This window comes from Serratia sp. LSHTC3 (assembly GCF_057197125.1).
Genome location: NZ_JBXUNP010000003.1, coordinates 83012 through 96076 on the forward strand (window position 1 = coordinate 83012; position 13065 = coordinate 96076).

At 62.1% G+C, this 13065-nt stretch carries 9 protein-coding genes and 3 tRNA genes; 8 read left to right on the forward strand and 4 right to left on the reverse strand.

The genetic code is table 11. The features are described 5' to 3' along the window. Positions 1 to 48: 48 nt before the first annotated feature. Positions 49 to 1026 carry an elongation factor P--(R)-beta-lysine ligase gene (gene epmA, locus AC2CGI_RS13235; protein ID WP_004929681.1) on the forward strand — a complete coding sequence of 326 codons (978 nt, stop codon included), beginning with the start codon at positions 49 to 51 and terminating at the stop codon, positions 1024 to 1026. A 68-nt stretch (positions 1027 to 1094) separates the two neighbouring features. Here epmA and mscM read toward each other — a convergent pair whose 3' ends face one another. The 3 genes from mscM to rsgA form a co-directional block, all read right to left on the reverse strand. Continuing rightward, a complete protein-coding gene (gene mscM, locus AC2CGI_RS13240; protein WP_015376383.1) occupies positions 1095 to 4442 on the reverse strand; it encodes a miniconductance mechanosensitive channel MscM in 3348 nt (1115 codons plus the stop codon). A 13-nt stretch (positions 4443 to 4455) separates the two neighbouring features. Further along, the gene (gene asd, locus AC2CGI_RS13245) at positions 4456 to 5349 is read right to left on the reverse strand and encodes an archaetidylserine decarboxylase (RefSeq protein WP_015376384.1); all 894 of its coding nucleotides are present in this window, start codon (positions 5347 to 5349) and stop codon (positions 4456 to 4458) included. A gap of 76 nt (positions 5350 to 5425) precedes the next feature. After that, the gene (gene rsgA, locus AC2CGI_RS13250; RefSeq protein WP_021504946.1) at positions 5426 to 6475 is read right to left on the reverse strand and encodes a small ribosomal subunit biogenesis GTPase RsgA; all 1050 of its coding nucleotides are present in this window, start codon (positions 6473 to 6475) and stop codon (positions 5426 to 5428) included. Between the two features lie 244 nt (positions 6476 to 6719). Here rsgA and orn point away from each other — a divergent pair, with 244 nt between their 5' ends. The 4 genes from orn (at position 6720) to AC2CGI_RS13270 (ending at position 7805) form a co-directional block, all read left to right on the forward strand. Further along, positions 6720 to 7265: an oligoribonuclease gene (gene orn, locus AC2CGI_RS13255; RefSeq protein ID WP_004929689.1), complete on the forward strand. Its 546-nt coding sequence runs from the start codon at positions 6720 to 6722 to the stop codon at positions 7263 to 7265. Positions 7266 to 7457: 192 nt separating this feature from the next. Then, positions 7458 to 7533, forward strand: a tRNA-Gly gene (locus AC2CGI_RS13260). Between the two features lie 66 nt (positions 7534 to 7599). Then, positions 7600 to 7675, forward strand: a tRNA-Gly gene (locus AC2CGI_RS13265). A 54-nt stretch (positions 7676 to 7729) separates the two neighbouring features. Further along, a tRNA-Gly gene (locus AC2CGI_RS13270) sits at positions 7730 to 7805 on the forward strand. A gap of 311 nt (positions 7806 to 8116) precedes the next feature. On the opposite strand, the gene queG is transcribed toward AC2CGI_RS13270, so the two are convergent. Continuing rightward, positions 8117 to 9256 (reverse strand): tRNA epoxyqueuosine(34) reductase QueG, encoded by a 1140-nt coding sequence (gene queG / locus AC2CGI_RS13275; protein ID WP_021504945.1) that lies wholly within the window; start codon positions 9254 to 9256, stop codon positions 8117 to 8119. On the opposite strand from queG, the gene nnr reads away from it, so the two are divergent. From nnr to amiB, 3 genes are read left to right on the forward strand one after another with little or no spacing between them, the layout of a single operon-like run. Next, positions 9255 to 10769, forward strand: a complete 1515-nt coding sequence (nnr, locus tag AC2CGI_RS13280) for a bifunctional ADP-dependent NAD(P)H-hydrate dehydratase/NAD(P)H-hydrate epimerase (protein WP_075684693.1) — start codon at positions 9255 to 9257, stop codon at positions 10767 to 10769. The genes queG and nnr overlap by 2 nt on opposite strands. 10 nt (positions 10770 to 10779) lie before the next feature. Further along, positions 10780 to 11250 carry a tRNA (adenosine(37)-N6)-threonylcarbamoyltransferase complex ATPase subunit type 1 TsaE gene (tsaE, locus tag AC2CGI_RS13285; RefSeq protein WP_015376387.1) on the forward strand — a complete coding sequence of 157 codons (471 nt, stop codon included), beginning with the start codon at positions 10780 to 10782 and terminating at the stop codon, positions 11248 to 11250. A gap of 7 nt (positions 11251 to 11257) precedes the next feature. Beyond that, positions 11258 to 13054: an N-acetylmuramoyl-L-alanine amidase AmiB gene (gene amiB / locus AC2CGI_RS13290; RefSeq protein ID WP_004929933.1), complete on the forward strand. Its 1797-nt coding sequence runs from the start codon at positions 11258 to 11260 to the stop codon at positions 13052 to 13054. Positions 13055 to 13065: the final 11 nt, after the last annotated feature.

Below are 13065 nucleotides of genomic sequence, written 5' to 3' on the forward strand. Positions count from 1 at the left end.
AGGATGCGAGTAGACTGCATCCCCTGTTTGATTTCGGAGTTAATTACCATGAGCGAAACGGCAAGCTGGCAGCCTAGTGCACCCATCGCCAATTTGTTGAAACGCGCAGCGATTCTGGCTGAGATCCGGCGTTTCTTCGCCGATCGTGGCGTGCTGGAAGTTGAGACGCCCACCATGAGCCAGGCGACGGTCACCGACGTTCACCTGTTCCCGTTCGAGACGCGTTTCGTCGGGCCGGGGGCGGCAGAGGGCCTGACGCTATACATGATGACCAGCCCGGAATATCACATGAAGCGCCTGCTGGCGGCGGGCAGCGGCCCGATCTACCAAATGGGGCGCAGCTTCCGCAATGAAGAAGCCGGGCGGCACCATAACCCCGAATTCACCATGCTGGAGTGGTACCGTCCGCACTACGACATGTACCGCCTGATGAATGAGGTGGACGATCTGCTGCAACAGGTGCTGGACTGCGAGAGCGCGGAGACCCTGTCCTATCAGCAGGCGTTCCTGCGCCATCTGGACATCGATCCGCTGTCGGCGGAGAAGGCGCAGCTGCGCGAAGCGGCGGCCAAACTCGATCTGAGCAACATCGCCGATACCGAAGAAGATCGCGATACGCTGCTGCAGCTGCTGTTCACCGTGGGCGTGGAACCGCATATCGGCCGTGAAAAGCCGGCGTTCGTTTACCACTTCCCGGCCAGCCAGGCGGCGTTGGCGGAGATCAGCACCGAAGACCACCGCGTGGCGGAGCGTTTTGAGGTGTACTTCAAGGGCATTGAGCTGGCGAACGGTTTCCGCGAGCTGACCGACGGCCGTGAACAACAGCAGCGCTTCGAGCAGGACAACCGCAAACGCGCGGAGCGCGGTCTGCCGCAGCAACCGATCGACTACAACCTGTTGGCGGCATTGCAGCACGGCATGCCGGAATGTTCCGGCGTAGCGCTGGGCGTGGATCGTCTGGTGATGCTGGCGCTGGGCGCCGAGAGCCTGAGCGACGTATTAGCCTTCCCGGTCGGGATCGCCTGACGTTTCAGGCGGTGAGAAAAGCAAAAAGGGTCGGCATTTGCCGACCCTTTTTTTATCGCGAGAAGCGCTTACAGCCCCCCGGCGTCGCGCTTGGTGTTCGGCGCCGGCGTAGACGGCGGCGTACGGCCGTTGTTGGTCAACCGCGACAGCGTCTCGGTGCGCACCTGGAACGGCGGGTACGGCAGCGTGATGCCGTGCTCGCGATAGCCCGCCAGGATCAGCTGGTGGATCTCGTGGCGCAGCGGCATGCGGTGGCCCATCTCGGCGGCGTAAATACGCATCTCGAAGATCTGGATGCCCTGTTGCAGATCGACCAGGTAAACCTCCGGCGCCGGATTATCCAGCACCAGCGAGCAGCGTTCGGCGGCGTTCATCAGGATTTTGGTCACCTCCTCGCTGTTGGCTTCGCCCGGCGCCGGTACGGTCAGCACCACACGGGTCAGGGTGTCCGACAGCGACCAGTTGACGAACTGTTCGGTGATGAACGCTTTGTTCGGCACGATGATCTCTTTGCGGTCCCAGTCCGAAATGGTGGTGGCGCGGGTATTGATCTTGGTGACGGTGCCGGTCAGGTTGCGGATCGTCACGGTGTCGCCGATGCGGATCGGTTTCTCGAACAGGATGATCAGGCCGGAGATGAAGTTAGAGAAGATCTCCTGCATGCCGAAGCCCAACCCCAGACTGAGCGCGGTAACCACCCACTGCAGTTTTGACCATTCGATGCCGATCCAGGCGAAGCTGAGCACCGCGCCGAACAGCAGCAGCAAGTACTTGGTGATGGTGGTGATGGCGTAGCCGGTGCCCGGCGACAGATCCAAGTGCTGCAGCACCGCCAGCTCCAGCAGCGCCGGCAGGTTGCGCACCAGCTGCATGGTGATGATCAGCACCAGAATAGCGATCAGAACCGCGCCGAGGGTGATCGGATGGGCGGTCTCTACGCCGTTCACCGTCGAAGTCACGTCCCACAGCGAGATGTTTTCCAGGAAGGCGAACGCGGAGTGGATCTCGGACCACAGCACGATCACCGACACCAGCGCGATCAGCGTCAGGATCGACCGCACCAGCCGCAGCGACTGGGCGCTGATGGTGTCCAGATCGAAGTCCGAATCGTCCGGATCGATGGCGCCTTCGGTGCTGTTCGGGGTGTGCGAGGTTTCGTCTTCGCCGCGGGCGCGCTGGGCCAGGATGTCGGCGCGGCGCTGTTTGGCGCGATCGAAGGCGATGCGCCGCCGTTGGATCAGCATCCAGCGGCGGATGATGTGGTAGATGACCAGCAACAGGAACCAGATCGCCACCGAGGTCTCCAGGCGCGCCAACAGCGCCTGCGCGGTGGTGAGGTAACCGACGGTCGACGCCAGCGCCGCCAGCAGCGGCGCCGACAGCAGCAGCCCCCAGAAGGCGCTGTTGAGCATGTTGTCGCCGGAGCCGTTTTTATCCAGATACAGCGGAATGCCGGCGCGTTTCAGGCTGTGGGTGACCAGCGCCAGCGCCAGACACAGCAGGATAAAGCACAGCCGTCCCAGGGTGTTGGCGAACTCGCGTTCTTTCAGGCTATCGAAGGTGATCAGCGCCATGATCAGCGGCACGATCAGCCAGATCGACATCTTGTAGTAGCGCATGGCGCGCGAGACCTGCTTCGCCGGCCAGCGGAAGTGCACGATGAACAGCCCCTGCGGGTGGGCGAAGGCGGCGCAGATCATGCAGATCCACAGGATCGGCAGCGTGGCGGTCACCCCTTTGCCGATCGCTTCTGCCACCGGGTAGTTCCAGGCGCTCTGCAGGCCGTAACCGAGCGCGGCCCACAGCACCGGCAGCGGCATCGCCACCAGAATCGACCAGAACACGGTGCGCACCGTGAGGAAGAATTCGTCCTGCGTCACCTTGCCGACGCGGCTGCTGGCGCGCTCGAGGAAGGCGTGATAGTGCTTGCGTGAACTGATGCTGAAAATCACCAGCAGCAGGGCGCCGAAGATCGGGATCAGCGTTTCGCGGCTGGTCACCATCATCATGAAGGCGCCGCCGAGCTGCGACAGCGTGTCCAACGACAGGACGCGCGTCAGATCGTGCGCCACGTTGAGCGGATAAGAGAAGTTGATCGGATTGACGTCCGGCACCCAGAACAGATAGCGGTGGGTGGCGTCGCGAATTTCGTTCAACGCTTCGATCAGTTGGGTGTTGGCCACCTTCAGCTTGGTCAGCTCGAGGATTTGGGTGTCGCAACCGGACAGCAGCGAGTTGAGCAGCTCGCGCTGGGTGCGCAGCTGGGCATCGACGATGCGCTGCTCCTGGCTGGTCAGCGCGCTGCCGTCGTCGCGCTTGAATTCGCGCTGCGACAGCTTTTCCAACTGATTTTCAAACTGCAGGCGCTGCACGCGCAGCTGGGCCATGTCGCCGTCCAGCTGTTGCGGCTTGGGCATTTCCGGCAGCGTCGCCACTTGGGCGCGCAGGGTTTCCCCCAGCGCCGACGACGAGCCGAGCCACTGGGCCTGTTCGATGATGGTGCTCAGCGCCTGGCGCACCTGCAGCGTCTGTGCCGCCGCCTGCCGCTGCTGCGACGAAATCAGATCCATGCGCTGCGCCTGGCTGTTCAGCGCGGCGGACAGTTCGCGGTTGATCTGCAACTGTTGGCTGATGCTTCTTGGCAAGTCGCCGTTCTGCTCGGCCAACTGCTCGGTTTTTTCCAGCGCCAGTTCCGCTTCGCGTTGGCGCTGGGCATTGAGGTTGTTGCGCAGCGCCTGCAGCTGCACGTCTATTTTCTCGTGGCGCTTTTTATAGACCTCGGCGCGCATGCGCGCCAGCTCCTGCCGGTTGTTGGCCGACAGCTGCGCCAGCTCCAGCTCGTCCACTTTGGCTTTGCGCGCCGCCGCTTCGGTCTGCAGCAGGGCCAGGGCGGCCTGCGCGTACGGCGTGGTCGGGTTGGCAGGCTGCGCCTGCAGGCGGCGCTGCACTTCCGTCAGCGCACGGCGAGCGTCGGTCTGCTGCTGCGGCAGCTGGCCGAGCGAATCGCTGATCTCCCGCGTGCGATCCTGCTCTTGCTGCAGCAGGCGCGCCTGTTCCAGCAGCAGGCTGCTGGTTTGCAGGATCTGCTGTTCCAGCTCGGCGGCCGGCAAATCGTCGCCGTTCGGCAGGATCTTGTTGCTTTCCAGCACCAACTGACGGCGCAGCTCCTGCGTCATCTTCGGGAAATCGTCGATCACCCTCTGATACTGCTCGGAGCGAGTCTGCGACTCTTTGCGCTCCGTCAGCCAGTTGAGGGCGCTTTGCAGCGCCTCGGTGGTTTCCGCCTGATTCGGCGCGTTTTTGCTGCTTTCCGCCTGCTTCAGCTCCTGTTTGAGCTGGCTCTCGGTCGGCACGGGGGCGGCCAGCGCCGGTTGCCACAACAGGCAACCGAGCAAAAGCGTGATGAAAAGGCGCACGGCGTCGATTCCTTTAGATCGGGGTCTGTGGTGTTTCAGCGGCGGCCGGGATTTCGGCGAAGGCTTCACCCATGCGGGTGACGGTGCCGTTATGCAGCTGCGGCGCAAACTGCACGCTGCCTGCGGTAAACAGGTTGATCACCGTGGAGCCGAGCTTGAAACGGCCCATCTCGGCGCCTTTTTCCAATGTGATGGCGCCTTCTTCACCAGCGGCCGGGTAGGTCCAGCGCTTGATAATGCCTTCGCGCGGCGGCGTGACGGTGCCGGCCCAGACGGTTTCAATGCTGCCGACGATGGTGGCGCCGACCAGGATTTGCACCATCGGCCCGATGTCGGTGTCGAAGACGCAGATCACGCGCTCGTTGCGTGCGAACAGGTTAGGCACGTTGGCGGCGGTGAGCGGGTTGACCGAGAACAGATCGCCCGGCACATAGATCATTTCGCGCAGCACGCCGGCGCACGGCATGTGGACGCGGTGATAGTCGCGCGGCGCCAGGTAGGTGGTGGCGAACAGGCCGTTGCGGAACGGCTCGGCCAACAGATAGTTGCCGGCCAGCAGCGCTTCCAGGCTGTAGTGGTGGCCTTTGGCCTGGAAGATTTGATCCTCGCGGATCGGGCCGAGCTGGCTGATGGCGCCATCGGCGGGCAGCGCCAGCCAGTTGGCGTCGGCGATGATCGGGCGCGCGCCATCGCGCAGCGGGCGCACGAAGAAGTCGTTGAAGGTGGCGTAAGACGCCAGGTCCGGGTTTTGCGCTTCCTGCATGTCCACGCGGTAGTAGCGGGCGAAGGTTTTGACCACCAGTTGGGTCAGCCAGCCGGCACGTTTGTCGGCGCCCCAGCCCGCCAGGCGGGTCAGCGCCAGCTTCGGCAGCCAATATTGCAGTTTAATCTTGATGCTATCCAGCACGTTAACCTCGTGAATCAGGGTAAAGGGCGCGCATTGTAACGAGGGCTCCGCCGTCGTCAATGCCCGCCCGTCAGTGTCAGTCTGCGGCGTCCGTGAAGTTCTTGCGAACCTTCACCTGCGCCATGCTTTCCAGAATGCGGTGGTAGTTGTCGAAACGCTCTTGCGCGATATCGCCTTTCTCCATCGCCGCGCGGATAGCGCAGCCGGGATCGGTATCGTGGCGGCAGTCGCGGAATTTGCAACCGCCTAAATAATCACGGAATTCGACAAAGCCGCGGGTAATTTGTTCCGGCTCCAGGTGCCACAGGCCAAACTCGCGCACTCCGGGGGAGTCGATCACGTCGCCGCCGTGCTGGAAGTGGTACAGCCGCGCGGCGGTGGTGGTATGTTGCCCGAGGCCCGAGACGTCGGAAACCTGATTTACCAGAATTTGCTCTTCAGACGGCGGCAGCAGCGCGTTCAGCAGGCTGGATTTGCCGACCCCCGACTGGCCGGCGAAGATGCTGATGCGCCCGGCCAGCGCCTGTTCGAATTCCGCCATGCCTTCCCGCGTCTGGCTGGAGACTTCCAGCACCCGGTAGCCAATCTTGCGATAGATATCCATCATGCCGTCGACCAGCTTGCGCGCTTCGGCGTCCAGCAGGTCAATTTTGTTGAGCACGATCAGCGGCTCGACTTCGAGCGTTTCGCAGGCCACCAGATAGCGGTCGATGATGTTCAGCGACAGCTCGGGCAGGATCGCCGACACGATGACGATCTGATTGATATTGGCGGCGATCGGCTTCACGCCGTCATAGAAGTCCGGGCGCGTCAGCACCGAGGTGCGCTCGTGCACCGCTTCCACGATGCCCTTCACCCCTTCATGGGTGCCCAGGCCGGGGCGCCACACCACGCGATCGCCGGTGACCAGCGAACGCAGCGTGCGGCGGATGTTGCAGCGGTGCTGAGTGCCATCCGGCGCCTCAACGTCGGCGTGCATGCCGAAACGGCTGATGACGACGCCTTCCTGCGGCTCGCCCAGCTGGGAATCATCCGGTTCCGGTTTGTTATCGGCGCGCTTCAAACGGCGCTGATGGTTCGCCTGCACGCGGCGTTGCTGACCTTTGGACAGTTTGTTCTTACTCACTGCGCCTCACTTGAATCGGTTTTATACCTTTACGTATATGCACAGCCGCGGTGGGGAGTTGCCCCCGGCGCAGCCTTGAACCCGTCAGGGTATATGTCGCCCAAGGCGACCAAAAAGACTATGATACACGCTATTTTATATTAAATAACCGTTGTTAGCCGCCGGCTGCGGCGCGTCGCCACCGGCGGCGCCCGTCGTCTCGTCCGCACAGCGTTTTTCTCTCGGCTTTTAGGCAGGAAACATCATGACAGGAAACGAAAATAACCTGATTTGGATCGATTTGGAGATGACCGGGCTGGATCCCGAGCGTGACCGCATTATCGAGATAGCCACGCTGGTCACCGACGCCAACCTGAACATCCTGGCCGAAGGGCCGGTGATCGCCGTGCACCAATCCGACGAGCAGCTGGCCTTGATGGACGAGTGGAACGTGCGCACCCATACCGGCAGCGGGCTGGTGGAGCGGGTGAAAGCCAGCCGCCAGGACGATCGCGCCGCCGAGCTGGAAACCATCGCCTTCCTGCAGCAATGGGTGCCGGCCGGCAAATCGCCGATCTGCGGCAACAGCGTGGGCCAGGATCGCCGTTTCCTGTTCCGCTACATGCCGGAGCTGGAAGCCTACTTCCATTACCGCTACCTGGACGTCAGCACGCTGAAGGAACTGGCACGCCGTTGGAAGCCGGAAATTCTTGGCGGCTTTAAGAAGCAGGGCACCCATCAGGCGCTGGATGACATCCGCGAATCGGTGGCCGAACTGGCTTATTACCGCGAACATTTCATTCAGCTTTAAGGCGATGGCGGCCCCTGCGGGGAAAATACGCCGTTTTTAGCCGCTTAATTCGCCAATCTGGCGCTTTAATCGGCAATCAAACAAAAATCGCGTTTTTTTGCTTTCAGGGGCTTGCGGCAAAAAGGATTTCTCGTATAATGCGCACCCCGTACCGATGAAGAATTTCGTAACGTTCCACCATCGATACGCCGGGCGGGAATAGCTCAGTTGGTAGAGCACGACCTTGCCAAGGTCGGGGTCGCGAGTTCGAGTCTCGTTTCCCGCTCCAAATTCAACAATGTCGCGATGCGGCATGATGAATAAATAAAGCAGTATCAAGCAGTACCTATGCGACGCGGGAATAGCTCAGTTGGTAGAGCGCAACCTTGCCAAGGTTGAGGTCGCGAGTTCGAGCCTCGTTTCCCGCTCCAAAAATTCAAAGGTCACGCCAGTGTTTGGTGACCGGATGCCGAAAGCATCTCTATGCGGGAATAGCTCAGTTGGTAGAGCACGACCTTGCCAAGGTCGGGGTCGCGAGTTCGAGTCTCGTTTCCCGCTCCAATTTTCTCTTCGTTTCAAACTCAAGTCCAACGCCTTATCCGGCGCGGATTTTTGTCCCGTTTTACACGCCCGGTAAAAATGTTGTGAACAGAGTTATCCACAGCCTCTGCACATAAACTCGCCTGCCTGAAAAATCAACGTCATACAAATTAAATATTTATCTATTTGATTTATATGCTTATTTATTTATCCCAAAACGTTATGCCGATCACTTGCTCTTTTTGTTGCAGTTGAAAGACAACGTGTTTTTATTTTTATGCACAAATCCACAGAGTAAGGATGCCGGTGATGCGGCCGCGCGGCGCACGCCGTCAGGCGTCCCTCGGCAAACCTTTTTCCACAGCCCGTATCAGCCGTTTTTTCTGTGCCGTCTGCACCTCGATGCCCTGCGCTTCACGGCGAGCAAGCTGTTGCGCCAGCGCCCAGTGGATATGCTCGTCCAGCATGCTGTCCTGGCCCAAACGCGTGCGCAGCGCGAGCACGACGCCGTCCTCATAAGGCGCATTGCCCAGCGCCACGGCGATATTGCGCAACCAGCGCAGGTGGCCGATGCGGCGTATCGCCGAGCCTTCGGTGATGCGCAGGAATTTTTCTTCTGTCCAGTTGAACAGATCGATCAGCTGCGGCGCATGCAGTGCGGCGCGCGGGCTGAAATCGTCTTCGTCAGTGAGCTGCGAAAAGCGATTCCACGGGCAGATCAGCTGGCAGTCGTCGCAGCCGTAGATGCGGTTGCCGAGCAGCGGGCGAAATTCTTCCGGGATCGCGCCTTCCAGCTCGATGGTGAGGTAGGAGATGCAGCGCCGGGCGTCGACAGTATAGGGGGCGACGATGGCGCCGGTCGGGCAAGTGGTGATGCAGGCGACGCAGCGGCCGCACTGCTCTTCCTGCGGCCGATCCACCGGCAGCGGCAGATCGATCAGCAACTCGCCGAGGAAAAACCACGACCCGGCTTCACGGTTGAGAATTAGTGAGTGTTTACCAACCCAGCCGATGCCCGCCTTGGCGGCCAGCGCGCGCTCCATCACCGGCGCAGAATCGACAAAGGGGCGGAAATTCAACTCGCCGCAGTATTCCTGGATCTGATCGCCCAGTTTTTTCAGGCGCTGGCGCAACAGCTTGTGATAGTCACGCCCCAGCGCGTAGCGGCTGACGTAGCCCAGTTGCGGATTCTGCAAGGTGCTGGCGAACGCCGCCTTGGCCGGCAGGTAGTTCATGCGTACGCTGATCACTCGCAGCGTGCCCGGCAACAGTTCGTGAGGGCGTGCGCGCAACATGCCGTGGCGCGCCATCCATTCCATCTCGCCGTGGTACTGCTTGTCGAGCCAGGCCTGCAGCTTCGGCTCTTCAAGGCTCAGATCGGTATCGCAGATGCCAACCTGCTGGAATCCTAGCGATTGCCCCCATTGCTTGATATGTTGGGCGAGTTGATGAAGATCGAGGGGGTGCGTCATGACGGGCCACAGTGAAAAAGCATACGCTGACAGTTTACCACACTCTGTCTGGCCTGCGGATTGGATCCGTCGTTCGGAACCCGCGGCGGCGGCCTCGCTCGGTATTTCTCTTTACGATTTGATGCAGCGCGCCGGTCAGGCGGCCTACGCGCTGGCTCGCAACGCGTACCCCTCCCGTGACCACTGGCTGGTGCTGTGTGGCCACGGCAACAACGGCGGCGACGGCTATGTGGTGGCGCGCCTGGCGAAGGCGGCGGGCGTGCAGGTGACGCTGATCGCCTGCGAAGGCGCACGCCCTTTGCCACCGGAAGCCGCAGCGGCTCGCGAGGCCTGGCAAGCTGCAGGCGGCGATATTCTGCCGGCGAACAGCCGCTGGCCGGCGTCTGTTTCGCTCATTATCGACGGCTTGCTGGGCACTGGCCTGGGCAGCGCGCCGCGTGCGCCTTTTGATGCGCTGATTGAGGCCGCCAACCGCCATTCGGCGCCGGTGGTGGCGCTCGATATCCCGTCCGGCCTGCTGGCGGAAAGCGGCGCGGCGCCGGGCGCGGTGGTGCGTGCCGCGCACACCGTCACGTTCATCGGCCTCAAGCCGGGTTTGCTGACCGGGCAGGCGCGCGACTGGGTCGGGCAACTTCATCAGAATGCGCTAGGCTTATCGGATTGGTTGGCGAAGCAACCGGAGCAGATTCAGCGGCTTACCGCCGAGGCGTTGCCGCGCTGGCTGCATCCGCGGCGCCCCTGCGCCCATAAGGGCGAACATGGTCGTCTGCTGCTGGTGGGCGGCGACCGCGGATTCGGCGGCGCCATTCGCATGGCGGCGGAAGCGGCGCTGCGCAGCGGGGCTGGATTGGTGCGAGTGCTTACTCACATTGATCATGTTGCGCCGCTGCTGGCGGCCAGGCCGGAGCTGATGGCGCAGGCGCTCGACGAGGCGACGCTGCGGCAGGCGATGCAATGGGCGGATGTGCTGGTGATTGGCCCGGGGCTGGGCCAGGCTGAGTGGGGCAAAAACGCCTTGAGCGTGCTGCAAACCAGCGATAAACCAGCCTTGTGGGACGCCGATGCGCTGAACTTGCTGGCATTAAATCCCGAGAAACGGCAGAATCGCGTGATGACTCCGCATCCTGGAGAGGCGGCGCGGCTGTTGAGCTGCAGCACTGCCGACATCGAGAGTGATCGCTTACTTGCCGTGCGCAAGCTGACGGCGCGCTACGGCGGCGTGGCGGTGCTGAAAGGCGCCGGTACGCTGATCGCCGATGAGCAGGGGCAGATGGCGATCGCCGACGTCGGCAACGCCGGCATGGCCTCCGGCGGCATGGGCGATGTGCTGTCGGGCATCATCGGCGGTTTGCTGGCGCAAAAGCTCCCGCTGTATGATGCCGCCTGTGCGGGCTGCGTCGTGCATGGCGCGGCCGGCGATCGCGTAGCGGAAAGACAAGGAACAAGAGGCATGTTGGCGACCGATTTACTGCCGGACATCCTTCATTTCGTTAACCCTGAGTGGGCAAAATAGACTTTATCGAATGAAAGAACTCGTTTTACCTCTGCCGGACGAGGCAGCGACTGTCGCTTTGGGCACCACTTTGGCCAAGGCCTGCGATCGCGCCAGCGTCATCTATCTCTACGGCGACCTGGGCGCCGGTAAAACCACCTTCAGCCGTGGCTTCCTGCAGGCGTTGGGGCATCAGGGCAACGTCAAAAGCCCGACCTACACGCTGGTGGAACCCTATGCCTTGCAGCCGCTAGCGGTGTATCACTTCGATCTGTATCGCCTGGCCGATCCGGAAGAGCTTGAATTCATGGGCATTCGCGATTACTTCGCGCAAGACGCCATCTGCCTGGTCGAATGGCCGCAGCAGGGCACCGGCGTGCTGCCGGAGCCGGACCTGGCGCTGCACCTCGGCTATCAGGGCGAGGGGCGAGAGGCGAAGATTGAGGCGATTTCCGCATACGGCAGCCAGTTGTTAGACCGCATTCATGGATCACAGGGATGATGCTGCAATGACGCAGGTGTTGAAAAAATTTGCGGTCATCATGCTGATCGCCGTGCTGGGGCCGCTCGGCGCGTTGAACGCGCTGGCGGCGTCCTCGCTGTCCGATATCAAAGTGTCGAACGCCCAACGCGAAGCGACGGTGTCGGTGAGCTTCAATGGCCCGCCGGACTATGCGTTTTTCCCGCTGCACGGCCCGGAACGGGTGGTGCTGGACGTTAACCAGAAGGGCAAAGTCGGCGGCCTGCCGCTCAACTTTAGCGGGCAAAACCTGGTAAAGAGCATTCGCTCCAGCGCGCCGAAAGACGCTCAGAGCGTGCGTCTGGTGTTTGATCTGACCCAGCGCGCCAAAACCCGCGTTTCCACTCGCCAGAACGGCGGCGTGCATACCGTGGTGTTCACCATTTCGGCCGAAGGCGGCGCCAATATCGTGGCGCGTAAAGCGCCGGTGCAAACGCCTCCGCCGGTCGCCGTCAGTCAACCGCCGCGTCAGGCGCCGGTTGCGGTGCGTGAAGCGCCGGAGCCGCCGCTGCGCAAAGCGCCGACGGGATCGAATCCCTTTACCCAAAAACAGACTGTGGTCGCAGGCACCGCCACTGAGGTCACGCCGCGCAGCAGCCGCGTTTCCGCCGGTTCCGGCGATCGGGTGGTGGTGGCGATCGACGCCGGCCACGGCGGCCAGGATCCGGGAGCCATCGGCCCGAGCGGGTTGAAAGAAAAGAATGTCACCATCGCCATCGCGCGCCGCCTGCAGGCGATGCTGGACGCCGATCCGCAGTTCAAACCGGTGCTGACGCGTAACGGCGACTATTTTATCTCGGTGATGGGGCGTTCCGACGTTGCGCGCAAACAGGGCGCCAACGTGCTGGTCTCCATCCACGCCGATGCCGCGCCAAACCGCAGCGCCAGCGGCGCTTCCGTCTGGGTGCTGTCCAACCGCCGCGCCAACAGCGAAATGGCCGGCTGGCTGGAACAGCACGAGAAGCAGTCTGAGCTGCTCGGCGGCGCCGGCGATTTGCTGGCCAACAGCCAGGCCGACCCTTATCTGAGCCAGGCGGTGCTGGATCTGCAGTTCGGCCACTCGCAGCGCGTCGGGTACGATGTGGCGGTGAAAGTGCTGCAGCAGCTGCAGAGCGTCGGCTCGTTGCATAAACGCCGGCCGGAACACGCCAGCCTGGGCGTGCTGCGTTCGCCGGATATTCCATCGCTGCTGGTGGAAACAGGATTTATCAGTAATAGCACGGAGGAGCGGCTGCTGGGCAGTAGCGCGTATCAGGAAAAGATTGCCAAGGCCATTCATAACGGCCTGCGCAGCTACTTCCTGGCGCATCCGCTGCAAGCCGACCCAAAGGTGGAAAACCGACCGCTGGACGTCGCAGCGGCGGTTAACACCTCAACACCAGACGTGCGCCAGCCGGAGCCTATCGTCAGCCCGGCCGGCGCGAGCCGCAGCGTTAGCGGCAAGACCCAGATCCACGTGGTGAAGCGGGCGGAGACGCTGTCCGGCATCGCCGACAGCTACGGCACCACCATGGCGGCCCTGCGGGATCTGAACAAACTGAAGAAAGACGGCGTGTGGGTCGGGCAACGCCTGAAGGTGCCGGCGGGGAAAACCGCCGCCGTCACCGCCGTCGCCAAGGCGAAAACGCCGGCGAAGAAGCCGTCTAAACATAAAGTGGCCCGTGGGGACACGCTGTCCTCTATCGCTTCTCGTTATGGGGTCAGCGTCGGCGATCTGAAACGGGTCAATAATCTGAAGTCGGACGTCGCGCCGCTGGATCGGACGCTGACCATTCCGCAGGCCTAGCGCCACCGCTA

Coding starts and splice junctions, on each gene's coding strand:
- epmA (WP_004929681.1), top strand. CDS start 49: ATGAGCGAAACGGCAAGCTGGCAGCCTAGTGCACCCATCGCCAATTTG.
- orn (WP_004929689.1), top strand. CDS start 6,720: ATGACAGGAAACGAAAATAACCTGATTTGGATCGATTTGGAGATGACC.
- nnr (WP_075684693.1), top strand. CDS start 9,255: ATGACGGGCCACAGTGAAAAAGCATACGCTGACAGTTTACCACACTCT.
- queG (WP_021504945.1), bottom strand. CDS start 9,256: ATGACGCACCCCCTCGATCTTCATCAACTCGCCCAACATATCAAGCAA.
- tsaE (WP_015376387.1), top strand. CDS start 10,780: ATGAAAGAACTCGTTTTACCTCTGCCGGACGAGGCAGCGACTGTCGCT.
- amiB (WP_004929933.1), top strand. CDS start 11,258: ATGACGCAGGTGTTGAAAAAATTTGCGGTCATCATGCTGATCGCCGTG.